Annotated in this window: 29 protein-coding genes; 11 read left to right on the forward strand and 18 right to left on the reverse strand. The window is 62.9% G+C overall.

From position 1 onward, the window contains the following. Positions 1–37: 37 nt before the first annotated feature. Genes V9T28_RS19815 through V9T28_RS19830 form a run of 4 tightly spaced genes read right to left on the reverse strand, consistent with a single transcriptional unit; the run spans position 38 to position 2,723 of the window. Complete coding sequence (locus V9T28_RS19815; RefSeq protein ID WP_116401679.1) at positions 38–1,345, reverse strand: MFS transporter; 1,308 nt, start codon at positions 1,343–1,345, stop codon at positions 38–40. After that, the gene (locus tag V9T28_RS19820; RefSeq protein WP_116401752.1) at positions 1,342–1,665 is read right to left on the reverse strand and encodes a hypothetical protein; all 324 of its coding nucleotides are present in this window, start codon (positions 1,663–1,665) and stop codon (positions 1,342–1,344) included. Before V9T28_RS19820 ends, V9T28_RS19815 begins: the two co-directional genes overlap by 4 nt. Positions 1,666–1,667: 2 nt before the next feature. Then, the gene (locus V9T28_RS19825; RefSeq protein WP_116401680.1) at positions 1,668–2,231 is read right to left on the reverse strand and encodes an isochorismatase family protein; all 564 of its coding nucleotides are present in this window, start codon (positions 2,229–2,231) and stop codon (positions 1,668–1,670) included. Between the two features lie 48 nt (positions 2,232–2,279). Beyond that, the gene (locus V9T28_RS19830; protein ID WP_116401681.1) at positions 2,280–2,723 is read right to left on the reverse strand and encodes a MarR family winged helix-turn-helix transcriptional regulator; all 444 of its coding nucleotides are present in this window, start codon (positions 2,721–2,723) and stop codon (positions 2,280–2,282) included. 282 nt (positions 2,724–3,005) lie between these two features. On the opposite strand from V9T28_RS19830, the gene V9T28_RS19835 reads away from it, so the two are divergent. From V9T28_RS19835 to V9T28_RS19855, 5 genes are all read left to right on the forward strand, one after another. Next, entirely contained in the window at positions 3,006–3,296 is a 291-nt protein-coding gene (locus V9T28_RS19835) for a YciI family protein (RefSeq protein WP_116401682.1), read from the forward strand. A 10-nt stretch (positions 3,297–3,306) separates the two neighbouring features. Then, positions 3,307–3,723, forward strand: coding sequence for an EVE domain-containing protein (locus V9T28_RS19840; RefSeq protein WP_116401683.1), 417 nt, complete (start codon positions 3,307–3,309; stop codon positions 3,721–3,723). Positions 3,724–3,809: 86 nt separating this feature from the next. Next, a complete protein-coding gene (locus V9T28_RS19845; RefSeq protein WP_158554841.1) occupies positions 3,810–4,232 on the forward strand; it encodes a DUF1761 domain-containing protein in 423 nt (140 codons plus the stop codon). 128 nt (positions 4,233–4,360) lie between these two features. After that, positions 4,361–6,298 carry an acetate--CoA ligase gene (gene acs / locus V9T28_RS19850; RefSeq protein WP_116401685.1) on the forward strand — a complete coding sequence of 646 codons (1,938 nt, stop codon included), beginning with the start codon at positions 4,361–4,363 and terminating at the stop codon, positions 6,296–6,298. 209 nt (positions 6,299–6,507) lie between these two features. After that, on the forward strand, positions 6,508–6,693 hold the full coding sequence (locus V9T28_RS19855; protein ID WP_116401686.1) for a hypothetical protein: 186 nt from the start codon (positions 6,508–6,510) through the stop codon (positions 6,691–6,693). Positions 6,694–6,712: 19 nt separating this feature from the next. On the opposite strand, the gene V9T28_RS19860 is transcribed toward V9T28_RS19855, so the two are convergent. Further along, complete coding sequence (locus V9T28_RS19860) at positions 6,713–6,922, reverse strand: DUF1674 domain-containing protein (RefSeq protein WP_116401753.1); 210 nt, start codon at positions 6,920–6,922, stop codon at positions 6,713–6,715. A 63-nt stretch (positions 6,923–6,985) separates the two neighbouring features. Here V9T28_RS19860 and V9T28_RS19865 point away from each other — a divergent pair, with 63 nt between their 5' ends. After that, positions 6,986–8,350, forward strand: coding sequence for an RsmB/NOP family class I SAM-dependent RNA methyltransferase (locus V9T28_RS19865; RefSeq protein WP_116401687.1), 1,365 nt, complete (start codon positions 6,986–6,988; stop codon positions 8,348–8,350). Between the two features lie 16 nt (positions 8,351–8,366). Here the strand turns inward: V9T28_RS19865 and V9T28_RS19870 are convergent, their stop codons facing one another. After that, entirely contained in the window at positions 8,367–8,858 is a 492-nt protein-coding gene (locus V9T28_RS19870; protein ID WP_116401688.1) for a GNAT family N-acetyltransferase, read from the reverse strand. 216 nt (positions 8,859–9,074) lie between these two features. Between V9T28_RS19870 and V9T28_RS19875 the strand changes: the two genes are divergently transcribed. The 4 genes from V9T28_RS19875 to purH all read left to right on the forward strand — a co-directional run bounded on the left by V9T28_RS19875 (position 9,075) and on the right by purH (position 13,197). Continuing rightward, entirely contained in the window at positions 9,075–10,742 is a 1,668-nt protein-coding gene (locus V9T28_RS19875) for a heparinase II/III family protein (protein WP_158554842.1), read from the forward strand. An 81-nt stretch (positions 10,743–10,823) separates the two neighbouring features. Next, entirely contained in the window at positions 10,824–11,078 is a 255-nt protein-coding gene (locus tag V9T28_RS19880) for a type II toxin-antitoxin system VapB family antitoxin (RefSeq protein ID WP_116401690.1), read from the forward strand. A gap of 12 nt (positions 11,079–11,090) precedes the next feature. Beyond that, a complete protein-coding gene (locus tag V9T28_RS19885; protein ID WP_116401691.1) occupies positions 11,091–11,477 on the forward strand; it encodes a type II toxin-antitoxin system VapC family toxin in 387 nt (128 codons plus the stop codon). 127 nt (positions 11,478–11,604) lie between these two features. Continuing rightward, positions 11,605–13,197, forward strand: a complete 1,593-nt coding sequence (gene purH, locus V9T28_RS19890) for a bifunctional phosphoribosylaminoimidazolecarboxamide formyltransferase/IMP cyclohydrolase (RefSeq protein WP_116401692.1) — start codon at positions 11,605–11,607, stop codon at positions 13,195–13,197. 41 nt (positions 13,198–13,238) lie between these two features. On the opposite strand, the gene V9T28_RS19895 is transcribed toward purH, so the two are convergent. The 7 genes from V9T28_RS19895 to V9T28_RS19925 all read right to left on the reverse strand — a co-directional run bounded on the left by V9T28_RS19895 (position 13,239) and on the right by V9T28_RS19925 (position 17,970). After that, on the reverse strand, positions 13,239–14,855 hold the full coding sequence (locus V9T28_RS19895) for an acyl-CoA synthetase (RefSeq protein WP_116401693.1): 1,617 nt from the start codon (positions 14,853–14,855) through the stop codon (positions 13,239–13,241). Between the two features lie 36 nt (positions 14,856–14,891). Continuing rightward, a complete protein-coding gene (gene copD / locus V9T28_RS19900) occupies positions 14,892–15,767 on the reverse strand; it encodes a copper homeostasis membrane protein CopD (protein WP_116401694.1) in 876 nt (291 codons plus the stop codon). Between the two features lie 18 nt (positions 15,768–15,785). After that, positions 15,786–16,154 carry a copper homeostasis periplasmic binding protein CopC gene (gene copC, locus V9T28_RS19905; RefSeq protein WP_116401695.1) on the reverse strand — a complete coding sequence of 123 codons (369 nt, stop codon included), beginning with the start codon at positions 16,152–16,154 and terminating at the stop codon, positions 15,786–15,788. A 77-nt stretch (positions 16,155–16,231) separates the two neighbouring features. After that, entirely contained in the window at positions 16,232–16,720 is a 489-nt protein-coding gene (locus V9T28_RS19910; RefSeq protein ID WP_245424152.1) for a copper chaperone PCu(A)C, read from the reverse strand. A gap of 10 nt (positions 16,721–16,730) precedes the next feature. After that, entirely contained in the window at positions 16,731–17,003 is a 273-nt protein-coding gene (locus tag V9T28_RS19915) for a hypothetical protein (RefSeq protein ID WP_147306472.1), read from the reverse strand. Positions 17,004–17,066: 63 nt separating this feature from the next. Beyond that, entirely contained in the window at positions 17,067–17,507 is a 441-nt protein-coding gene (locus V9T28_RS19920) for a DUF2946 family protein (RefSeq protein ID WP_116401697.1), read from the reverse strand. 115 nt (positions 17,508–17,622) lie between these two features. Next, positions 17,623–17,970: a hypothetical protein gene (locus V9T28_RS19925; protein WP_116401698.1), complete on the reverse strand. Its 348-nt coding sequence runs from the start codon at positions 17,968–17,970 to the stop codon at positions 17,623–17,625. 282 nt (positions 17,971–18,252) lie between these two features. Between V9T28_RS19925 and V9T28_RS19930 the strand changes: the two genes are divergently transcribed. Further along, a complete protein-coding gene (locus V9T28_RS19930) occupies positions 18,253–18,786 on the forward strand; it encodes an RNA pyrophosphohydrolase (RefSeq protein WP_116401699.1) in 534 nt (177 codons plus the stop codon). Positions 18,787–19,006: 220 nt separating this feature from the next. On the opposite strand, the gene V9T28_RS19935 is transcribed toward V9T28_RS19930, so the two are convergent. The 5 genes from V9T28_RS19935 to V9T28_RS19955 form a co-directional block, all read right to left on the reverse strand. Then, positions 19,007–19,438 (reverse strand): F0F1 ATP synthase subunit epsilon, encoded by a 432-nt coding sequence (locus tag V9T28_RS19935; protein ID WP_116401700.1) that lies wholly within the window; start codon positions 19,436–19,438, stop codon positions 19,007–19,009. A gap of 70 nt (positions 19,439–19,508) precedes the next feature. Continuing rightward, positions 19,509–20,951 (reverse strand): F0F1 ATP synthase subunit beta, encoded by a 1,443-nt coding sequence (atpD, locus tag V9T28_RS19940; RefSeq protein ID WP_116401701.1) that lies wholly within the window; start codon positions 20,949–20,951, stop codon positions 19,509–19,511. Between the two features lie 23 nt (positions 20,952–20,974). Beyond that, the gene (locus V9T28_RS19945; protein WP_116401702.1) at positions 20,975–21,859 is read right to left on the reverse strand and encodes a F0F1 ATP synthase subunit gamma; all 885 of its coding nucleotides are present in this window, start codon (positions 21,857–21,859) and stop codon (positions 20,975–20,977) included. Between the two features lie 38 nt (positions 21,860–21,897). Further along, positions 21,898–23,427, reverse strand: coding sequence for a F0F1 ATP synthase subunit alpha (gene atpA, locus V9T28_RS19950; RefSeq protein WP_116401703.1), 1,530 nt, complete (start codon positions 23,425–23,427; stop codon positions 21,898–21,900). A 1-nt stretch (position 23,428) separates the two neighbouring features. After that, positions 23,429–23,992, reverse strand: coding sequence for a F0F1 ATP synthase subunit delta (locus V9T28_RS19955; RefSeq protein ID WP_116401704.1), 564 nt, complete (start codon positions 23,990–23,992; stop codon positions 23,429–23,431). Positions 23,993–24,060: the final 68 nt, after the last annotated feature.

The raw sequence follows: 24,060 nt of genomic DNA on the forward strand, positions 1-24,060 counted from the left end.
ATCTCTTTGCGGCAAACACAAACAAATACGAAGCAATCTACTCCACAGCATGCGGCGCGGGAACGCTCGCGTCGCTCGCAGCGACCGCCGCATCGAAGGTGAAGCGCGGCCGCCATCTGTCGAAGGACATGTGCAAGCGGCGATGCCGCATCAGATAATGCGCCGCGACCAGAACGGCCGCAAAGCCGGAAGCCGCGCCGACACCCAAACCCCAGCGTGGGCCGAACGTGTCGGCGACCCAGCCGACGATCGGCGCGCCGATGGGCGTACCGCCCAGCGCCAGCGCCAGGAAGATCGCCATGACGCGGCCGCGCATGGAAGCTTCCGTCGTGAGCTGGATCCAGCCATTGGTCGATGTCGTAAAGGTCTGCGCCGCAATGCCGATCGGCACGAGCGACGCGGCAAAGAGCCAATAGTCCGGCATCAGCGCGGCCAAGGCGCAGGTGGCGCCGAAAATGGCGACGGCGACGAACAGCAGGCGGATGCGCGGTCTCTCACGCCGTGCGGCGAGCAAAGCGCCCGTCACCGATCCTGCGGCCATCATCGAGGTCAGCGCGCCAAATTGGCCGGCGCCCACGTGAAACACGCCGACCGCCATCGTCGAAATGAAAATCGGGAAATTGATGCCGAACGTCCCGATCAGGAACATCATGAGCAACACATGCATGAGATCGGGGCGCTGCCTTATATAGCGAAACCCATCCGCCAGCCGCACGCGCTCCCGCTTTGCGCCCACCGCGGCCGGGCGATCGATGCGCAGCGCCGCAATGGAAGTGAGAACCGCGACATAGGATGCGGCATTGATCAGAAAAACCCAGCCCGAACCCACCGCCGCGATGAGAGCGCCGGCGATGGCCGGCCCGATCATCCGCGCGGCGTTGAACGACGTCGAATTCAGCGCCACCGCATTCGCAAGATCGGCCTTCTCGACAAGATCGCCGACGAAGGTCTGCCGCACCGGCGCGTCGAACGCGGCGGCGCAACCGAGCAGCAAGGCGAACACATAGACGTGCCAAAGCTGCACAAGCCCGGTGAGCGTCAGCACGCTGAGCCCCAGCGCCAGCAGCCCCATCACGCTCTGGGTGACGAAAAGCAACGTGCGGCGGTTGCAACGGTCGGCGGCAAAACCGGTGAAGGGCAGCAGCACGAGCTGCGGACCGAACTGCAAGCCCATCACGATGCCGACGGCGGTCGCATTGTGATGGCTGAGTTCGGTGAGGACGATCCAATCCTGCGCGGTGCGCTGCATCCACGTGCCGATATTGGAGACCGCTGCGCCCGCCTGCCAGATGCGATAATTGCGGTTGGAGAACGCGCGGAACGTGCCTGAAGCCTTGTCGCTCATGACGATAAATTCCCGCCGTTGAAGCGTCCGAAGTGACGGGCCATCGCAAGGCTTAAAAGCAATGCGCCAGTCCCCGCGACGGCGACATCAGCGGTCGCGTGCAGATCAAAATCGCCGACGCGGCAAATGAGCATGTAGCCGATGGCCGCGTTCAAGAAGCCCCACAGCACGTTGACCACCGAAGACGAATGGCCCTGCCCCGGCGGATCGGCGAAAGGCGATTGAAAGGAGCGCCCCATCACGCCGCTCACGCCATGCGGCACAGCATTGGCGAGAAACGCGCCGCCGAAAAAATGCGCGACGAGAGAGAGCCAGTCCATGATCATGCACTCCGTTGATCGAGCTTCGCGATGATCTCGGCGACCGTGCCGGTCTCGCCCAGGCGCGGAAAGATTCGTGTGATGCTGTTGTGATGCGCGTCGGCATTCATGTCGGTCATCGCATCGACGGCGAGCGTGACATTGAACCCAAGCTCATAGGCAAAACGCGCCGTCGATTCGACGCCGATGCTGGTCGCGACGCCGGTCAGAACGATCTGCGTCACACCCAGGCGCGTCAGATGATCTTTGAGATCGGTGTTGGTGAAAGCGCCCCAGGTGCGCTTGGTGACGACATGGTCCTGCGGTTGCCGGTCGAGCGCCGGCACGAGTTCCGTCCAATCGGCGGGCAGACTGGCAAGGCTCCGCGATTGCTCGACGCGCCCGGGCGCGCCGCCCGCGACATTGACCAGCACCACCGGCAGGCCGTGACGGCGGAACGCATCGAGCAGCAGACGCGCCTGTTGCACCACGCCCTCGGCCGGATGAGCGGTCGGCAGCGCGACGATGCCTTTTTGCAGATCGACGACGACAAGCGCGGCTTTGGGGTCAAGCGTGGTCACAGGCATGGATATTTTCCTTTGGTTGGGAAGGCGAAAAAGATGGGGCGCAGCGGGTCACGCTTCGCTCAAGCGTTTGAGGACGGAGGCGGCCGCGATGACGACGCGCTGATCCTCCGGATCGAGCCGGCTGAGCGCGGCATTGAGCCATTCGCGCTTGCGTAACCGGCTGGTCTGACGCATCGCCTCGCCCGCTTCAGTCACCGAGAGCAGCATTTGCCGCCCATCGGTCGGATGTGGCTGGCGCTGCACCAGGCCTTCGTCCTCCAGGCTGGTGACGATCGCGCCCATGGATTGCGGCTTCATCGCCTCATAGCGGGCGAGTTCCGCCGTCGTCAGCGGGCCGTGCTGGGAGAGCCGCCCCAGGGCGCTCATTTGCGACAGGTTGAGTTCGGTGGCATTGGCCTCGGCGCGCAAGCGGCGGATGAGCTGCCCCATCGAGCGCAAAAGTTCATCCACCGCGGCGTCGCGGTGCTCGGGAGAGATGGCTGTGTCGGTCATGTGATCTTTATAGGTATAGACAGTTAAACTTGCAAGTTTTGCTTTCTAAAATTTCAGCAAGGATTGACCTGTCGGCGAAAAGAACGTATAGTGAACAATAGGGTCTCGCGGGCAAAAATGACAATTTGGCATGCCCCACGAATAGTTAAGAGCGATACGAATTTTGGGAACGAACTGATAGAGCGCATTATTCAATAATATCAAACTCTTATATAATTTCTCCCAACTTCGTTTGCCTTTCCCGCAAATTCCGCTAGCGTCACGGCAAATTGGAGCCACTCTATGTATTTCGTCGCCCTGTGCACCGACAAGCCGGACCATCTGCAAACCCGCCTCGACACCCGCCCCGCCCATCTCGACTTCCTGAAAAGCCACAGCGCCGCGATCAAGATCGCCGGGCCGCTGCTGGCGGCGGACGGCGAAACGCCCAACGGATCGATGCTTGTGCTCGAATGCGCCGATGCGGAGGCCGCCAAGGCGCTGCTCGCGCAGGATCCTTATGCGCAGGCCGGTCTCTTCGCCTCGGTGGAGGTGAAGCCCTGGCGCTGGACGATCGGCGTGCCGGCAGTGTGAGGAGGCATTGATGGCCCATTGGTTGATCAAGAGCGAACCCGATAAATGGTCCTGGGACATGCAGGTCAAAGCCGGCGCCAAGGGCACTCATTGGGACGGGGTGCGCAACCACGCCGCCAAGCTCAACATGATGAAGATGAAAAAGGGCGACCAACTCTTCTTCTACCATTCCAACGAGGGCAAGGAGATCGTCGGCATCACCGAAGTGATCAAGGAGGCCTATCCCGATCCGGCCGCCAACCCGGGCGAACCCTGGGTGCTGGTCGACGTGAAGGCGGTGAAGCCCCTGCCAAAGCCGGTGACGCTCGCGGACGTGAAGGCAACCCCCGACCTGTCGAACATGGCGCTCGTCACCCTGTCGCGCCTCTCGGTGCAGCCGGTCACCGAAAAGGAATGGAAGATCGTCTTAAAGATGGGCGGATTGTGAATGGAACGTGGGCTTCCCGCCCACCTGCGGCCCGAAAGGCCACGCTTCATTCAAAGCCTCCGATCATTGGTATTAAGAGATCCTGCATGGCCTTTGCTCCCATCTCCCATCTGATCATCCTTGCCGCCGGCATCGCCGCCTGGCTCGTTGGCGGCATCTACTATGGCGTGCTCGGCAAGCCCTGGATGGCGGCGCTCGGCAAGACCAAGGACGAATTACGCCCGGGCGGCAAGATGCCGATTCTGCCCATGCTCATCTCGTTTGTTGCCGATCTGATCATCGCCTTCGTCATGGCGGGCGCCATCGGCCATCTTGGCCCCGGCAATGTGACATTGAAGAACGGCCTGATCTCCGCTGCCATTTTGTGGTTCGGCTTTGCCGTCACCACCATGGCGACCAACAACGCTTTCGGCCAGCGCAGCTTTGCCTTGACCGTGATCGACTCCGGCCATTGGCTGCTTGCCTTTCTCGTCGCCGGCGCCGTGCTCGGCGGCTTTGGCGGCGCATAGCGTCTCAGATTTGCGACACTCATAGCTGGTGTCGATGGGCGCCAGGGCTTGTGCCGACGCTTCGGCAGCGCATAATGTTTCGTAAAATCGCTGCGGCGCCGGCTGCGCGCGCAATTCGGGAGGAGAGAATGCACGACAAGATCTACGACGTACCTGCCGAGTGGGCGGCGCGCGCCTATGCGGACGATGCCAAATATCAGGCGATGTATGCCGAATCAATCAACGACGCGGAAGGGTTCTGGGCCCGCGAAGGCCGGCGCATCGATTGGATCAAACCTTACACGAAGGTCAAAAACGTCTCCTTCGAGGCGCCGAACGTTTCGATCAAATGGTTCGAGGATGGCACCACCAACATCGCCTACAATTGCCTCGATCGGCATCTCGCCAAGCGCGGCGAGCAAACCGCCATCATCTGGGAAGGCGACGACCCAAGCGAATCGAGGCACATCACCTATCGCGAAGTCTACGAGCAAGTGAACAGGCTCGCCAACGTGCTGAAACAGCACGGCGTGAAGAAGGGTGACCCGGTCACGATCTACCTGCCGATGATTCCGGAAGCGGCTTACGCGATGCTCGCCTGCGCCCGCATCGGTGCGATTCATTCGGTCGTTTTTGGCGGCTTCTCGCCCGACGCTTTGGCGGGCCGCATTGAAGGCGCGAAATCTGCGGTGTTGATCACGGCGGACGAAGGCCTGCGCGGCGGCAGGAAAGTGCCGCTGAAGGCCAATGCCGATATTGCCGCCGAGAAGGCGGGCTGCGTCAAACATATGATCGTGGTGAAGCGCACCGGCGGCCAAGTGGCCTGGAACGCGCGCGACGTCGCCTATGACGAGGCGATGGCGCAGGCTTCCGCTGATTGCGCGGTCGAAGAGATGAATGCCGAGGACCCGCTGTTCATTCTCTACACGTCCGGCTCGACCGGCGCGCCGAAAGGCGTGGTGCACACGACTGGCGGCTATCTCGTCTATGCCGCGATGACCCATCAATATGTCTTCGATTATCACGACGGCGATATTTACTGGTGCACGGCGGACGTCGGCTGGGTCACCGGGCATAGCTATATCGTCTATGGCCCGCTCGCCAATGGCGCGACCACCCTGATGTTTGAAGGCGTGCCGAATTACCCCACCGTGTCGCGCTTCTGGGACGTCGTCGACAAGCACAAGGTGAATATTTTCTACACCGCGCCGACCGCCATCCGCGCCCTGATGGGCGCCGGCGAAGAGCCGGTGAAGAAGACCTCCCGTGCTTCCTTACGCCTGCTCGGCTCCGTCGGCGAACCGATCAATCCGGAGGCCTGGGAATGGTATCACCGCGTCGTCGGCGATCACCGCTGCCCGATCGTCGATACGTGGTGGCAGACGGAGACCGGCGGCATCCTGATCACGCCCCTGCCGGGCGCGACCAAGCTGAAGCCTGGCTCGGCGACGCAGCCCTTCTTTGGCGTTGAGCCGCAGATCGTCGATGGCGAAGGCCACGTGCTCGAGGGCGTTTGCGAGGGCAATCTCGTCATCGCCGACAGCTGGCCGGGGCAAATGCGCACGGTTTACGGCGATCACGAGCGCTTCGTGCAAACTTATTTTCAGACCTTCCCCGGCAAGTATTTCACCGGCGACGGCTGCCGCCGCGACGCGGACGGCTATTATTGGATTACCGGCCGCGTCGACGACGTGATCAACGTCTCGGGCCACCGCATGGGGACGGCCGAGGTCGAGAGTGCGCTCGTCGCCCATGAAACCGTCTCGGAAGCCGCCGTGGTCGGCTATCCGCACGACATCAAGGGCCAGGGCATTTACGCCTATGTGACGCTGATGACCGGTATCATTGCGACCGACGGGCTGCGCAAGGAATTGATCGCCCATGTGCGCAAGGAGATCGGGCCGATCGCCTCGCCGGACGTGGTCCATTTCGCGCCCGGCCTGCCGAAAACCCGCTCGGGCAAGATCATGCGCCGCATCCTGCGCAAGATCGCGGAAAACGAATTCGGTGCGCTCGGCGATACCTCGACGCTCGCCGATCCAACCGTTGTCGACGACCTGATCAAGACCCGGCAAACCCATAAATAGCTGTAAGAAAAGCGTTAAGCCCCCTTCTCCCCGCACGGACCGGCCAAGCCCGCGTTCCGTGCTTGGAGAAGGACCGGCGTATCGCGCAGCTTAAATCCGCATTTACCGTAACATAGCAGTTTTGCCGCGCCATCGCGGCAAACTAACCAAGCATTCACCTCCGCACCGCATCCTCGCGAAAAAAATCAATGTGACAGACGGGGGTGCCAATGGCTTCGGGCTTTCATGCGATCCATCGCGGAGCGATTTTCTGGCTCGACCGCGCGCTGCTCGTCCTCTTCGCCTCGACACTCATCGTCACCGCCATTGTCGCCAGCATCCCGGCCCGCGCCGTCTCGGGGAACGCCGACGCGATACAAGCAAAGGCCCATATGGAGCCGATCGACTTGCGTTAAGGCGCGCTGGCGCAGCTTTTTAAAAATCGCTAGCGATGCCCTTGTTCTCCCAGTCACCGTAGCGCACCGGCTCGGGACCCTCGCGGCCGTTGATTTCCTTGGGACGCGGCGCGGCAACTTGCGCGGCGCGACGCTCTTCGGCTTCGGCCAGCGCCCGTCGCGCGGCGGGGCTCAACATTTTGTCGGGCGCGGCGCCCGGCACGGGCTCAGCTTGGGGATTGTCGTTCATCGCTCGGTCCTTTATGCCTTCCCACATAGATCTCTTCCCGCGACTTTTCCAGCAAAGCGATCCGTGACACCCCATTTCCGTTCCAAAACAAGCGCCCACGCGCCAGACAACGCCCCCGCGCCCGGACTTGCCGCGCGGCAGGCTGCGGCTGCCATTCTTGCCGACGTGCTCGGGGGCGGCCGGTCGCTAGATGATTCCTTTACCGGCGCGAGCCCCAACCCCGCCTTGAAGGACCTCGACGCGCGCGACCGCGCCCTGGTGCGCTCGATTACCACCGCCGCATTGCGGCGCTTCGGTCTCATCCGCCTCGCCCTCGCGCAAAGGCTGGAGCGCGGCCTGCCCAAACGGGCCGGCATGCTCGAATGGATCTTGATCGTCGGCGCGGCGCAAATCCTGTTTCTTGACGTGCCGGACCGCGCGGCGGTCGATCTCGCCGTGCGGGCGGTGCGGCTCGACAAGAATGCCGCGAGTTTCGCCGGGCTGACCAATGCGGTGCTGCGCGGCATCGCCCGCGACCGCGACGATATTCTCGCCCAGGCCGATGCCTTGCGCGACGAAACCCCAGGCTGGCTCGCCGCGCGCTGGGCGCAAGCCTATGGCCTGGACCGGGCCAGCGCCATCGCCAGTGCCCATCGGCATGAGCCATCGATCGATCTCACCGTCAAGGCCGATCCTGACCTTTGGGCGCAGCGCCTCAGCGGACGCGCCCTCCCCAATGGTTCGGTGCGGCTCGAAACCCATGCGCCGATCCCCGAGCTCGACGGCTATGACCAGGGCGAATGGTGGGTGCAAGATGCCGCCGCCAGCCTGCCCGCACGGCTCCTGCACGTGCAGCCGGACGAGCGGGTGGCGGATCTTTGCGCCGCGCCGGGCGGCAAGACGGCGCAATTGGCGGCGCTTGGCGCCGACGTCACCGCCGTCGACCGCTCGGCCCAGCGGCTGAAACGCCTTGCCACCAATCTGGAACGTCTCGGCCTTACCACCCATGTGGTGGTCGATGACGCCCAAAACCTGCAGGCGGACCCATTCGATGCGGTGCTGCTCGACGCGCCCTGTTCGGCCACAGGCACGATCCGCCGCCATCCCGACGTCGCCTGGGTGCGCACGATCGGCGACATCACCAAGCTCGCGGCCCTGCAAAGTCGCCTGCTCGACAAAGCGGTCAGCCTGCTCAAGCCGAACGGACGGCTCGTCTATTGCACCTGCTCGCTCGAGCCCGAGGAAGGCGAAAACCAGATCGCCGCCCTGCTGCGCCGCAATCCGGACGTGGTCCGCGAGCCGATCGACCCCGCCGAAATCGGCGGCTGGGCCCAATGCCTGACCCCGGACGGCGACCTGCGCACCCTCCCTTGCCATCTACCCGACCCCGAGCCGCGCTTCGCGGGCCTCGACGGTTTCTTCGCCAGCCGCCTGCGGCGGAAAGGGTAGAGCGACGCGATCACCATCAATTCGCGTCCGCGTTTCCAACGGCTTCGAGCGCTCGCGCGGGCACACGCCGAATCTGGAATCCGGTCTTGCTCTGCTCGAACCCGGCCTGGGCGTAAAAGCGCAGGGTCGCGGGATCTTTCGAGCCGGTCATCAGCATCACTTTGTAGCAATCGTGCCGCCAGGCAGCGGCAATGGCATGCAGCAGCACCTGACGGGCATAGCCGCGGCCGCGATGCGCGGTGTCGGTGACGACATTTTCGATTAGGGCATAGGGCGTGCCGCCTCGGGTGAGATTGGGCACCACGATCAGCGCGCAGGTGCTGACCGGCTCGTTTGCCAAATATCCGATGAAGATTGCGCTGCCGCGATAACGGAAAAAATCAGCGATGATTCGGGCCGCGTCCTCCAGCGCCGGGGCCGGCACCCCGGGGTGCAATTGCCCATAGAGCCGCAACAGACCGGGCAAATCCTGCGCCGTCGCGGCCCTGATGGTGAATTCTTGCGTCATCAGAGCTCCTTTACCCTTCGCTATCTTTGGGGGTCCAATCCCCGTTCCATTACGGTTAACAATTTCTAAACTCCCTCGCGGCACTGTATAAGTCCTGGTCAGGAATCTTGAGGGTTCAGGCCATTGACTCGTTTCCGCGCCCGCCGACATCGGCGCGACCTTGAGGAGGCTGCCGTTTTGAGCAATTCCACCGCTTCAACGGAGATGCGTGAGCCTATGAATGCCCTGCAACGCATCGGCCTTGTCTCGCCCTGGCGCACGTTCGGCCGTTTCAGCACTGCCGTCCCGAGCCGGCTGATCATTGCGCCGCCCGACATTCGGACCAGCGATCCGACCATCGCCAGCGACATTTACGCCGGATATTTCTCGTTCGAAGGCCGGGTCGTTAACACCCATGGCCAATCGCCCTTCGCGATCGAGCCGCCTTCGGCCGATTGGGCGCGGCGCCTCAATGAATTCGGCTGGCTGCGCCATCAGCGCGGCGCCGGCAGCGCGCTGTCGCGCGAAAATGCGCGCGCGCTCGTCACCGACTGGATCGCGATCTGCGGCAAGGCGCGGCGCGGCCATGCTTGGGAGGCGCGCGTGATCGCGCGGCGCATTCTCTCCTGGCTCAGCCAATCGCCGCTGCTGCTGGAGGGTGCGGACCGCAGCTTCTACCAGCAATTCCTGAAAAGCCTCGCGCGCCAAGCGACCGTTTTGCGCCGGCGCATGCAGAGCGAAGCCCAGGACGAGCGCGTATTGTTCGGCGCCATCGCGCTTGCGGAACTCGGTCTCTGCGCCGAGGGCCTCGCCTCGCTCGCCCGACTCGGCACGCAGCTTCTCGCCCAGGAATTGCAGCGCCAGATCTTGCCCGACGGCGGCCATATCAGCCGCAACCCGCGCATTTTGATTGACCTGATGCTCGACCTTCTGCCCCTGCGCCAGGCCTATGGCGCGCGCGGCCAGCAGGCGCCCGTCGAACTGCTCAACACGATCGACCGGATCATCCCCATGCTGCGCATGTTCCGCCACGGCGACGGGTCGCTCGCGCTGTTCAACGGCATGGGCGTCACGGCGCCGGACATTCTCGCGACGATCCTTGCCTATGACGACGCGCAAGGGGTCGCGATCACCAATGCGCGCTATTCGGGCTACCAACGCATCGAATCGGGCGGCAGCATCGTGATCATGGATACCGGCCGTGCGCCGCCGCCGGTCTTTTCGCTCGATGCCCATGCCGGTGCCCTTTCCTTCGAATTCTCCAGCCGGCAAAGGCAGATCATCGTCAATTGCGGCGCGCCGGAAAAGGGACGCCAGGCGCTGCGCGAACTGACACGCGCCACGGCGGCGCATTCGACTTTGGTGGTCAACGACACGTCCTCCTGCCGCATCGCCCCCGCTGCCGGGCAAGCCGAGTGGCTCGGTGGGCAAATTCTGGCCGGGCCGCGGCACGTGCCGGTTGCCCGCCAGGATGCGCTGCAGGCGACCGAAGTGACCGCTGCGCATGACGGCTACACCCGGCCGATGGGGCTCATCCACCAGCGCAAGGTCAAGCTCAGTGCCGACGGCAAGACGCTGACCGGGGAGGATAAGCTGCTGCCTGCACCCCGCCGGCGCGGCGGCAAGGTCGATCGGCCTTATGCCGTGCGGTTCCATCTGCATCCGTCAGTCCAGGTGCGGCGCGCTGCCTCCGAAGATCAGGTGCTGCTGGTGCTACCGGGCGGTGAGACCTGGCGCTTCATGACGATGGATGCCCCGATTACGTTCGAGGAAAGCATTTACGTCGGCGCCGCTGACGGGCTGAAACGCACCCACCAACTGGTCGTGCAAGGCCAATCCGGCCCCCGCCCGGTGCTGAAATGGATGCTGCACCTCGTCGCCGATGCCAAGGGCCAGGGAGCGTAATCGGTACCCCCGGCCATATCGTGCAATGGGACGTGGTTTGTGCTATGGAGGTAGAATATAGACAAATAGGAACCTTGGAACATGGCGCTGAGCATCAAAGACCCGAAAACGGAGCAGCTCGCCCGCACCCTTGCCGCGCGCACGGGCGAATCGATTACCACGGCGACGCGGCGAGCCCTCGAAGAGCGGCTGCGGCGAATGGGGTCCGACACGCGCAAGGCGGCCCTTCTGGAGGATCTGGAAGCGATCCAGCGCCGTTGGAATGCGCTGCCGGTGCTGGATAACCGCCCGCCCGACGAGATTGTCAGCTACGACGAAAACGGCATTCCAAACTAGGGTCAGGACCTCATGGTCATCGACACATCCGCAATCGTTGCGATTGCCTTCAATGAACCTGAGGCAAAGAGTTTCCGCGAACGGATTGCAGACGATCCCGTTCGGCTCATCTCGGCAGCAACAATTTTGGAAGCGGCGATGGTGATTGAGACGCGGCAGGGCGAAGCTGGCGGTGGGGAACTCGATCTTTGGCTGCATAAGGCGAAGGTTGAGATTGTTGCCGTGACTGCTGACCATGCTGATCAGGCCCGCCGCGCTTGGCGCCGGTATGGCAAAGGACGCCACGCCGCTGCGCTGAACTTTGGCGATTGTTTTTCCTACGCGCTTGCATCGCTTACGGGTGAGCCTTTGCTGTTCAAGGGCAATGATTTTGCGCAAACTGATATCGTGGCGGCATGAGGGGTGCACGGGCGCGTTGATCTGTGCTATCCGCCGCTCCAGTCTTTAACCTCTGTCGAATGGACCGCGGGCTTCCAGCCCGCAGTGGCCTGGAGGGCCGCGCTCCATTCAACCAACTGGAGCCCCCATGGCCAGCGATTTGCGCCACGTCACCCGCGCCCTTCTCTCCGTGTCCGACAAGACCGGTCTTATCGATTTTGCCCACGCCCTGCATGCGCGTGGCATCGAACTGGTCTCGACAGGGGGCACGAGCAAGGCGATCAGCGACGCCGGTCTGCCGGTGCGCGATGTGGCCGATCTCACGGGCTTTCCCGAAATGATGGACGGCAGAGTGAAGACGCTGCATCCGAAAGTGCATGGCGGCCTCCTGGCCATCCGCGAGAACCCCGAGCACGAAGCGGCGATGCTGGCCCATAATATTCCGGCCATCGACCTGCTCGTCGTCAACCTCTACCCGTTCGAGGCGACGCTGGCGAAAGGCGCCTCCGAAGAGGATTGCGTCGAGAATATCGATATCGGCGGCCCGGCAATGATCCGCGGCGCGGCCAAGAACCACAATGATGTGGCGGTGATCGTCGATACCGCCGACTACGCCGCGATCCTCGCCGAACTCGAACAGAATGCCGGCGCGACGACGCTGAAACTGCGCAAGCGCCTCGCCCAGAAGGCCTATGCGCGCACCGCCGCGTACGATGCCGCCATTTCCAACTGGCTCGCGGAAGTGGTCGACGAACCCGTGCCGGCGTTCCGCGCCATCGGCGGCAAACTCGCTGAGCAAATGCGCTACGGCGAAAACCCGCATCAGAGCGCGGGCTTCTACCGGACGGCGGAGACCCGTTTCGGCGTGGCCACGGCGAAACAATTGCAGGGCAAGCAGCTCTCGTTCAACAATGTGAACGATACGGATGCAGCTTTCGAATGCGTCGCCGAATTCGATGCGCACGAGACCGCGGCCGTCGCCATCATCAAGCACTCCAACCCGTGCGGCGTTGCAGCGGCATCGACCTTGGCGGAAGCCTACCAGAAAGCGCTCGCCTGCGATCCGGTCTCGGCCTTCGGCGGCATCGTCGCACTCAACCGCAAGCTCGATGCCGCTGCGGCGCAGGAGATCGTGAAAATCTTCACCGAAGTGATCATCGCGCCGGACGCGGATGAGGACGCCATCGCCCTGATCGCAGCCAAGAAGAACCTACGTCTGCTCGTGACCGGCGGCCTCCCCGATCCGCGCGCCAAGGGGCTCGCGGTGCGCAATGTCGCTGGCGGTCTGCTCGTACAGTCGCGCGACAATGCGGTCGTCGACGACATGCAATTGCGCATCGTCACCAAGCGCGCACCGAGCGAGCAGGAATGGACGGATATGAAATTCGCCTTCCGGGTCGCCAAGCACGTGAAATCGAATGCGATCGTCTATGCGAAAAATCTCGCAACGGTCGGCATCGGCGCCGGCCAGATGAGCCGTGTCGATTCATCGCGCATCGCGGCGTGGAAAGCGCAGGAAGCGGCGAAGGCCGCCGGCCTCGCCGAGACTCTCGCGAAAGGCGCGGTGGTCGCGTCCGACGCCTTCTTCCCATTCGCGGACGGCCTGCTCGCCGCCGCCGAAGCCGGCGCAACCGCGGTCATTCAGCCCGGCGGCTCCATGCGCGACGAGGACGTGATCAAGGCCGCGGATGACGCCGGACTAGCGATGGTGTTCACCGGGGTCAGGCACTTCCGGCACTGATCGTGCATGAACGGAGCGTGGCCTTCGGGGCTGCGCTCCATTCACACTTGCTCCCGCAGCAACCTGCGGATGATCTTCCCCGTCGTCGTCAACGGCAGTTCGGTCACGAAGGCGATCTCACGCGGATATTCGTGCGCCGAGAGATGCTTCCGCACGAAGGATTGGATCTCGGCGGCAAGCTCGGCCGATTCCGGAACATTCGGCTTCAGCACCACGAAGGCCTTCACCAATTCGCCGCGCAATGGATCTGGCTTGCCGACCGCCGCCGCTAGGGCAACGGCCGGATGGCGCAGCAGGCAATCCTCGATCTCGCCCGGGCCGATGCGATAGCCCGACGAGGTGATGACATCGTCGTCGCGGCCAAAGAAGGTCACATAGCCCTCCTCGTCCATCACGCCCTGGTCGCCGGTTAGGAGCCAATCGCCACGATACTTCGCGTGCGTCGCTTGCGGATTGTTCCAATAGGAGAGGAACATCACAGGATTGGGCGCGCGGATCGCGATTTCGCCGGCTTCGCCCGGCGCGCAGCGCGTTCCATCCTTGCGGATGACAGCCGCGTCATGGCCCGGCACCGGCTTGCCGATCGCGCCTGGCTTGCTGACGCCGATCACGGCGCAGGAGCCAAGCACGAGATTGCACTCGGTCTGGCCGTAAGCCTCGTTGATGGTCAGGCCGAATGCCGTGCGGCCCCAGGCGTAGGTCTCCGCGCCCAAGGACTCGCCCGCCGCCGCGAGCGTGCGCAATTTGAGATCATAGCGCTGCCGAATGTCCGGCACGGCGCGCATCATCCGCAGCGCAGTCGGCGGCACGAAAATGTTGCGGATGGCGTGATCAGCCATCAGGCGCAATGCAGCCTCCGGATCGAATTTCTCGAATTTGCGCGCAACAACCGTCAGGCCAAAATGCAGACTCGGCAGCAGCATGTTCAAAAGCCCGCCGGCCCAGGCCCAATCGGCCGGCGTCCAGGCAAGATCGCCAGGTTGCGGCAGAAACTCGTGGCTGAATTGCACCCCAGGCAAATGACCGAGCAGCACACGATGCGCATGCAGCGCGCCTTTCGGCGGCCCCGTCGTGCCGGACGTGTAGATCATCAAGGCCGGATCGTCGGCGCTCGTGTCTTCCGCTATGAAATTGGCGCTCGCCTTGCTTAAGAGGTCCTGCCAGCCAAGCGCGGACTCACCGGCGCCATCGACCGACACGACCAGTTTCAGCTCGGGCAATTGCGCGCGGATCTGCGCGATCTTGGCGAGGCTCGCGGCATTGGTGATCAGCGCGCTCACGCCCGCGTCCTGCAGACGGTAGAGCAGCGCATCCGGCCCGAACACCACCGCCAGGGGCAGCGCGATGGCGCCAAGCTTGTAGGTGGCGACATGACCGATCGCCACCTCCGCCATCTGCGGCAGCAGAATCGCCACCCGGTCGCCGCGCCACACGCCGAAATGTCGCAAAGCGTTGGCGAGCCGGTTGGATTGGTCGCGAAAGACGCCAAAGGTGAGCGCCTTTACCGCGCCGGCGGCGGACACGTCGAGAATCGCCGGCCGCTCGGGCGCGGCAGCAGCCCAACGGTCGCAGACATCGACGCCCATATTGTAGCGCGGCGGAATCGCCCAGCGGAACGACGCGTAGAGCTGCGCGTAATCGGAGTGAAACTGAAGCATGATTTCGTTCTTACGGACTCGCGTGGGGAAAGCCAATCATGGCGGCGCCGTCGTGCCGAGCAGCGCGGCGACGGCCAGAATGCCGAGGCCGAGCAGAATTTCGAACAGGACATTGCTGGCGAGAAGCCGCGTCACCTGCGCCGTGTCGGACCCGTGCGCCATCAAGCGCGGCAGCAACGCGAAGCGGTTGAGCGAGGCGAGCACGATGAGCACCGCGAACAGGATCAGCTTGTCGAGAAGCAGCCAGCCATAAGCGTTTCCACGCAGGTTCTGCCAATCGCCGACATGCAGCCACACATTCACCGCCGCGCTGAGCGCGATGGCGACCACGGCAAAATAGCCGGCGCGCGAAAAGCGCTGCAGCACCGGCACATGCTGTTCGGCGGAGAGACCGTCCGTCGGCGCGCGCAAGACGAGCAGCAAAGGCAACAGGCCGCCAAGCCACAGGCCCGCCGCGAGCACATGGACCGCATAGGAGAGAATCGCGACGAAGGCGAGGCCGCCCGATGCGGCGGCAGCATGGCCGAGCAAGGCCTGGCTGACGAGCAGCGCTCCGCCGAGAGCGGCGGCAACAACAAACCTATATTGGCGCGGCTGGAAGACCAAGACGATCAGCAAGGCTGGATAAAGCGCTAAGCGAACGAGCCAGGCGTGACCGAAGGACGTCTCAAGCAAATAGGTCCGCCACAGCGACGGATCGCCGAGCGTGTCCCCGACATCGGCGACCGAGAACGTGAGCCATGCGCAGCCGGAGGCGATCGCCAACAGGGCTGCCCCCTGCACGATGCGCCAGAAAGACGGGGCGAACCGCTCCGCCGGTGCCGCGTAGAAGGGAAACAGGGAGGTTCCGAACATGCCGACGACGCTGGCGAACTGAATCCAGCGCGCCCAGATTTCGGGGTCGAACTCCATGGCCGGAACCTCGTTCTCTTATGGCGCGACGGTGAAGCTGAAGCTGCCTTGTGTCTTGTGCGTGTCAACCGACACGACATGCCAGGTTACCTTGTATGTGCCCGCTTTCAGGGCCGAAGGCACTTTGACGATCAGGATTTTGTTATTGCCCGGATCGACCTCTGGCTTGCCGAGCGCAACGGCATCGCCCGCCTCCGTAGCCAGCGTGACTTGCGAAAATTTTGGTTCGACGCCCTCGCTGTAGGTGAGCTTGATTTCACTGGGCGCCGAAACGCTGCTACCGGCGCCAGGAACTGCTGTTCGTAGTTGCGCATGGGCCCAGGCGAGGCCTGCCGTCCAGATAAGCGCGAGTAGGGACAGGCTGGTGATTAGAATTTTACGGAACATGGGGAATATCCTTTCATCTGTTTGGATGCGCTAACGGGCACGTCATGGTCTTGGTTTTGGAAGGGGGTTCTCGGCCGTTACATGCCCGGCATGCCGCCGCCGATGCCGGCTGCGTCGAATTCGACATCGACAGAACCCGCCTTTTCGAAGGTCAAAGTCGCCCTGATCTTGTCGCCCTTTTTGACCTGGTTTTTCAGGCCGACCATCATGATGTGAATGCCATTCGGCTTGAGCACGAGCGTCTGGCCGGGCTTGATCTCGACGCCGGTTTCGAGCTCGCGCATCTTCATCACGCCGCCAGCGGTCGACATTTCGTGGATCTCGAAATGATCGGCAATGGGTGTCGAACCGCCGATCAAGCGGTCGGGCTCGGCACCTGTATTGGTGATGGTGATATAGCCGACCGCCGCGTCGGCGCCCTTGGGCGTCGCACGGGTCCACGGCATGGCAAGCTTGATTTTGCCCGCCATGTAGACGGACGACATATCCGCGAGCGCCGGTTCGGCCAAAAAGCAAGCCGACGTTGCGGTGGCGGCAAGAAGGCGTAGGAAAATGCGTTTGTGCATGGGACTGCCCTCACTGAAAGATCGGCTTGCCGATGGACAGGGCAAGATTGTCGGTAATGCGCTTGGCATAGTTGAAGCTGAAGTCATATTCGTGCGTGCCGTCGGAACTCAACGGCAAGTAGGTGAAGGTCGGGAGCGCCAACTCGTCGGAAACGCCGGGATCATCGATCCCGAGCGTGGCTGGGAAAATACGGTCCCCAGCGACTGAATGCGCGTCTGCTTGTTGCACGGTAACAGTCACGCCTAGCGCGAACGCGCCGGCGAGCGATAGTCTGATCGACATGAGAAAAGATCCTTGATGAGAACTGTGATCGGCCGCCGTCCTTAGAGTCGGCCGGGCTATGGTTCAGATCAGGATCGGCGGCGCGCGGGAGCGAGCGGAGCGCTGGATCGGCGCCGGACGGGGCAGATCGTAGGCCGGCGGCATGGGCGCTGCGGCGCGCACAAACTCCCGCGGCGGGGCAATGTGACCGGCCGGCGGAACCGTTCCGGCGAGATGGGTCAGCGACTGGCAGAACGGGCAGTCGTCGTGACGATGCACGGGGCCCGGCGCCTGGCCCGGCTGATCGGGCGCCGCGTCGGATACATGCAGGCACAGCGGCACGTCCTGACCGAGCGCGGCGCTCAGCGCCAAGATTTCGCGCGGCACGCCGTCCGCCCGCGCCGGCGTGACGATATGGACGGGCAGCAAGACTTGCGCGAGCAGGGCAAGCGCCGCGAGCGCGAGGGCGATCGACCGCGGCGCACAGCGCATCTGCGCACGCCAATCGCTTCGCATCCGCTGCATGGTGGAGCGCCTCAACAAAGCCCCTGAACCTCGCCTCTCTCCAGCTTCGCCCGATCCTATAGCATGCGGCTACGGCTTCGTGAAATACGGCATGGCGGACGCGTTCGCCGCAGACTCACTTCTGTTTGACGGCGGTCCAGGTGCCGCCGCATTCGTCGGAATTCGACGCCCACGCGCCCGTCGCATTGCGCGGATGCAGATGGCCGGAGGCGCGGACGACATGGCCATCCTGCTCGAGATGAGCCCAGGCCGTACCGTCGTCATTGACCGCGCCGATCATGTCGTCGGGATTCTCATCCGTGCGATAGATGCGGTTGTCGCGGATGCTGACGTCGCCCGACACCGATTTTGTGCAATCCCCCACCGTCGTCTTGCCGATCACGTGCCACGTGCCGTCAAAAGATGCTGCGAACGCGTGCGTGGAAAACACTGCGGCGCAAAGGACAAAGAACAAGCGAAGCATGGAACCCTCGAAGGAACGCTTGGACCCGTTAATCTTTCGGACCGACCGGGAACAAAGACGCGACGAATCGCTGACTGACCCTATGTGCCAATTTGTTCCCGCTAGATCTAGAGGCGATACCGGCATGAGGCCCCTAACGTATCCGTTTAGGCAGCTTGCCTCGCTCTGCCCCATCGGCGCACGTTAGGACATGTGCATCAGATTGAAACATTCGTTTCGTCGATTTCTGACTTGCTTGCACACGCATAAAGCGCAAAGTTACGCTCCACAAAGTATGAATATATGACTGATACAGCAGCTTTACCTTATCGCCCGAATGTTGGAATCGTTCTGTTCAATCGCGCCGGACTGGTTCTGGCAGGACGCGCGCGCAATTCCGGCCCTGAGATCGTGACGCCGGGGCATGAATGGCAGATGCCGCAAGGCGGGATCGATCCCGACGAGGAGATCGTCGCCGCGGCGCGGCGCGAATTGTTCGAAGAGACGAACGTAACGTCCGTCGCGCTGCTGGCGATCGCGCCGGACACCTGGACCTACGATTTTCCCCCCTATTCCGGCCCGCCGCACAAGCTCGACAAATTTCGCGGCCAATCGCAACGCTGGGTGGCGCTCCGCTTCGAGGGCGATGACGGCGAGATCAACGTGCTCAATCCGGGCGGCGGCGAGCCGGCCGAATTCTCCGCCTGGGATTGGTTCCCGCTCGGCGAATTGATTCACCGCGTCGTGCCATTCAAGCGGCCGGTCTACGAAAAGGTGCACGCCACCTTCGCGCATTTCGCGGCGGTGTCGCGGTATTCGGTGACGAGAAGAGTTTAAAGCCTGCGGCCTCTTGATGCGTGCTGACCTTAGAACATGTTGTTTTTTGGCGGAATCGCAAAGGATCGCGACCGTCCCGGTCGCATGTGGCCGCACCAAAGAAGATTGCAGTGCGACGGGGACGGTCGCGGTCCTTTAAGCCACGGACCGCCTCCCCGCACGACCCGGCATTCGTCCCACTAAAAAAGGCCGCCGGAGCGACCTTTTTTCAGTCTTTTCTTCAGTGCCGTTCGGCGCCGCCGCTCGACCCGAGCCGTAACGTCGCCTTGACCTCGTTGAGCTGGTTCAGGCGCTCAGTTGCGATGCGCTTGGCCTCGCCTTCCGAAGCCGAGGCGGCTTCTTCTTCAAGGTGCTTGATCTCAGCGGCCAGATGCAGCTCGTTCAGCTCTTCGAGCGGAATTGCATATTCGGCCAGAATGGTCAGGCCGGTCGGCGCGACTTCGGCAAAACCGCCGCGCACGAACATGCTTTTCGCTGCGCCACTGCTGCCGCCCTTCATGATCACGAGGCCCGGGCGCAGGGTCGTCATCACCGGAGCATGGTTCGCCAGAACCGTGAACTGGCCTTCCGAGCCCGGCACGATCACGTCCTCGACTTCGCCGATGAACAGCTGCTTCTCGGGCGAAACGAGTTCAAAATGAAAAGTTGCCATCTAGATCATCCGTGCAATTGCCGGCTTCCGCCCGCAAAGGAACAGCGGGCGAAATGCCCGCGCTCCAATATTAGGCGGCTGCGGCGAGCTTCTGGGCCTTTTCGACCGCTTCCTCGATCGTGCCGACCATATAGAAAGCAGCTTCCGGCAGGTGGTCGTATTTGCCTTCGACGAGGCCCTTGAAGCCCTTGATCGTGTCGGCGAGCGACACGAGCTTGCCCGGCGAACCGGTGAAGACTTCGGCCACATGGAACGGCTGGCTCAGGAAGCGCTCGATCTTGCGGGCGCGAGCGACGCTGAGCTTGTCCTCTTCCGAGAGCTCGTCCATACCGAGAATGGCGATGATGTCCTGCAGGGCCTTGTAACGCTGCAGCACCTGCTGCACCTGACGGGCGACGCCGTAATGTTCGTCACCGACGACGAGCGGCGAGAGCATGCGCGAGGTCGAGTCGAGCGGGTCCACGGCCGGATAGATGCCCTTTTCCGCGATCGAGCGCGACAGCACGGTGGTCGCGTCCAAGTGGGCGAAGGAGGTCGCCGGCGCCGGGTCGGTCAAGTCGTCGGCCGGCACGTAAATCGCCTGCACCGAGGTGATCGACCCTTTGTTGGTGGTGGTGATGCGTTCCTGCAGCGCGCCCATGTCGGTCGCGAGCGTCGGCTGGTAACCCACGGCCGAAGGAATGCGGCCCAGGAGCGCCGAGACTTCCGAGCCGGCCTGTGTGAAGCGGAAGATGTTGTCGACGAAGAACAGCACGTCCTGGCCCTTGTCACGGAAGTCTTCCGCGATGGTCAGACCCGAGAGTGCGACGCGCATGCGGGCGCCCGGCGGCTCGTTCATCTGGCCGTAAACGAGAGCGCATTTGGAACCTGCGGTCGAGCCGCCAGTTTCCTTGGGGTCCTTGTTGACGCCGCCTTCGATCATTTCGTGATAGAGGTCATTGCCTTCGCGGGTGCGCTCGCCGACGCCCGCGAACACCGAATAACCACCGTGGGCCTTGGCGATATTGTTGATCAGCTCCATGATCAGCACGGTCTTGCCGACGCCAGCGCCGCCGAACAGGCCGATCTTACCGCCCTTGGCGTAAGGCGCGAGCAGATCGACGACCTTGATGCCGGTCTCGAGAATTTGCGCTTCCGTCGATTGCTCTGCGTAGGACGGCGCGGGCTGATGAATGGCGCGCTTGCCGCTGGTTACCACCGGGCCGGCTTCGTCCACCGGCTCGCCGATGACGTTGATGATGCGGCCCAGGCATTCGTCGCCCACCGGCACCATGATCGGTCCGCCGGTGTCTTCGACTTCCTGACCGCGGACCAGACCTTCCGACGTGTCCATCGCGATGCAGCGCACGGAATTTTCGCCCAAATGCTGCGCGACTTCGAGAACCAGACGATTGCCCTGGTTCTTGGTTTCGAGCGCATTGAGAATTTCCGGCAGATTGCCGTCGAATTGCACGTCAACCACGGCGCCGATGACCTGCGTGATGCGGCCGATGTTGTTGGCGGTCTGAGTCATGACTGGCCCTTTTCCTCGATCTATCAGAGCGCTTCCGCGCCCGAAATAATTTCAATGAGTTCTTTGGTGATCATCGCCTGACGGGTGCGGTTGTACAGCGTCGTCTGCTTGCGAATCATCTCACCGGCATTGCGGGTCGCGTTGTCCATCGCGCTCATGCGCGCGCCCTGTTCGGACGCGGCGTTTTCGAGCAACGCGCGGAACACCTGCACCGAAATGTTGCGCGGCAGCAGCACATTCAAAATGCCTGCCTCATCCGGCTCATATTCGTAAGGCGTGTTGGTGCCGCCGTTGTCGGACGCTTTCGCTGCGGGAATTTCCGCCGGAATCAGCTGTTGCGCCGTCGGGATCTGGGCGATCACCGATTTGAATCGCGAGAAGAACAGGGTGCAGACGTCGAACTCGCCTTTGTCGTACATGGCGAGCAGACGCTTGCCGATCGGATCAGCGTGCTGATAGCCGATCTGGCGCGCCGCGCGGAGGTCGATCACGTCGATGATCTGCTTTTCGAACTGGCGGCGTAGAACGTCATAGCCCTTCTTGCCGACGCAAAGGATCTTGACGACCTTGCCCTGCGCCATCAGCGAATTGGCCTTGTCGCGTGCGAGGCGGGCGATCGACGAATTGAACGCGCCGCACAGGCCGCGCTCCGCCGTGCAGACGACGAGCAGGTGCACGTCGTCCTTGCCCGTGCCGGTCAGCAATTTCGGCCCTTGCGTCATCGCGCCAAGACCGGCGGTCAGATTCGCCAGCACCGCCTCCATCCGCGCGGCATAAGGCCGAGCGGCTTCGGCCGCGCTCTGGGCGCGACGCAGTTTCGCCGCCGCGACCATCTGCATGGCCTTGGTGATCTTCTGCGTCGCCTTCACCGAGGCGATCCGGTTTCGCATATCCTTTAAGGATGCCATGAGCGTTTAGTCCCTTAAGGTCTTAGGGGGCCGCGTCTTTAAGCGAAGGACTTGGCGAAATTGTCGACCACCGACTTCAGCGTCGCGCCATCGTCGTTCGAAAGGTCCTTCGAATTGGCGATGCTGGTCAGCAAGGCCCCGTGCTGCGTGCGCAGGATCGCGAGCAGGCCGTCCTCGAAGGCACGCACGCGGTTGAGCGGCAGCTTGTCGAGATAACCGTTCACGCCGGCGTAGATCACGCAGACCTGCTCTTCCATCTTCAGCGGCGAGAATTGCGGCTGCTTCAGGAGTTCGGTCAGGCGCGAGCCGCGGTTCAGCAGGGCCTGGGTCGTAGAATCGAGGTCCGAACCGAACTGCGCGAAGGCCGCCATTTCGCGGTACTGCGCGAGCTCGCCCTTGATCTTACCGGCGACCTTCTTCATCGCCTTGGTCTGGGCCGAGGAGCCGACGCGCGACACCGAGAGGCCGACGTTCACCGCCGGACGGATGCCCTGATAGAACAGGTCGGTTTCGAGGAAGATCTGGCCGTCGGTGATCGAAATCACGTTGGTCGGAATATAGGCCGACACGTCGTTGGCCTGGGTCTCAATGACCGGCAGCGCCGTCAGCGAGCCAGCGCCATTGGCGTCGTTCAGCTTCGCAGCGCGCTCAAGCAGGCGGGAGTGCAGATAGAACACGTCACCCGGATAGGCTTCGCGGCCCGGCGGACGGCGCAGCAGCAGCGACATCTGGCGGTAAGCCACAGCCTGCTTCGAGAGATCGTCATAGATCATCAGGCCGTGCATGCCGTTGTCGCGGAAGAATTCGCCCATGGCGCAGCCGGAGAAGGGCGCCAGGAACTGCATCGGGGCCGGATCGGACGCGGTCGCCGCGATGACGATCGAATATTCCAAGGCTCCCTGCTCTTCGAGCACCTTCACGAATTGCGCGACGGTCGAGCGCTTCTGGCCGACGGCGACATAGATGCAGTAAAGCTTCTGGCTTTCGTTATCGCCCTGGTTCAGCGGCTTCTGGTTCAGGATGGCGTCGAGCGCGACAGCGGTCTTGCCGGTCTGGCGGTCGCCGATGATCAGCTCGCGCTGGCCGCGGCCAACCGGGATGAGGGCGTCGATGGCCTTGAGGCCGGTCGCCATCGGCTCATGCACCGACTTACGCGGAATGATGCCGGGCGCCTTCACGTCGACGCGGGCGCGCCGAGCCGCATGGATCGGGCCCTTACCGTCGATCGGGTTGCCGAGCGCGTCGACGACGCGGCCCAGCAATTCTTTACCGACCGGCACGTCGACGATGGCGCCGGTGCGCTTGACCGTCTGGCCTTCCTTGATGTCGCGGTCCGAGCCGAAGATCACGATACCGACGTTGTCGCTCTCGAGGTTGAGCGCCATGCCGCGGATGCCGTTTTCGAACTCGACCATCTCACCGGCCTGGACATTGTCGAGGCCGTAGACGCGGGCGATACCGTCGCCGACGGACAGAACCTGTCCGACTTCGGTGACTTGAGCCTCGGTGCCGAAATTGGCGATCTCATTCTTCAGGATTGCAGAAATTTCTGCGGCGCGGATATCCATATCAGCCGACCTCTTTCATACGGGTGCGGATTGCGGTGAGCTTGGTCTTGAGCGAACCATCGACCATGCGGGAGCCGACCTTCACGATGAGGCCTCCGATGATGGATGGGTCCACTTTAACAGCAACATCGACGGATTTGCCGCCGGTTACGTTCTGGAGCGCGGACTTGATGTCCGCGAGATGCTGGTCATTCAGGGGCTGCGCCACGGTAACGTCCGCCCGGGTCACGCCATTGGCATGATCGGTCAGCGCGCAATAGCCCTTGATCATGTCGCGGATGGCGAACAGTCGGCGCTTCGACGCGACGAGCTTGATGAAATTGGCGGCAAGACCGGAAATGCCGGCGCGATTCAAAATTTCGCCGAGCACCTTGATCTGCGCCTCGGCGGTGAAAACCGGGCTGCGGACGAGGCGTTGCAAATCGGCGGATTGGTCGATGAGGCTGTCGAAGGCCTTCAAATCGTCGGCAACTTTCGAGAGTGCCGTTTGGTCTTGCGCAAGGGCGAACAAAGCAGAGGCGTAGCGCCCTGTCATTCCTGATACGATCGTCTCTTGGCCAGTCACTTAAAGATCCGGTCGGTTAAAGGGCGGCGCCAGAACGGAGAAGCGCCCCCGTTGCAACACCGACCAAG

It is taken from the genome of Methylovirgula sp. 4M-Z18 (assembly GCF_037890675.1).
In the GTDB taxonomy this organism is placed as follows: Bacteria; Pseudomonadota; Alphaproteobacteria; order Rhizobiales; family Beijerinckiaceae; genus 4M-Z18.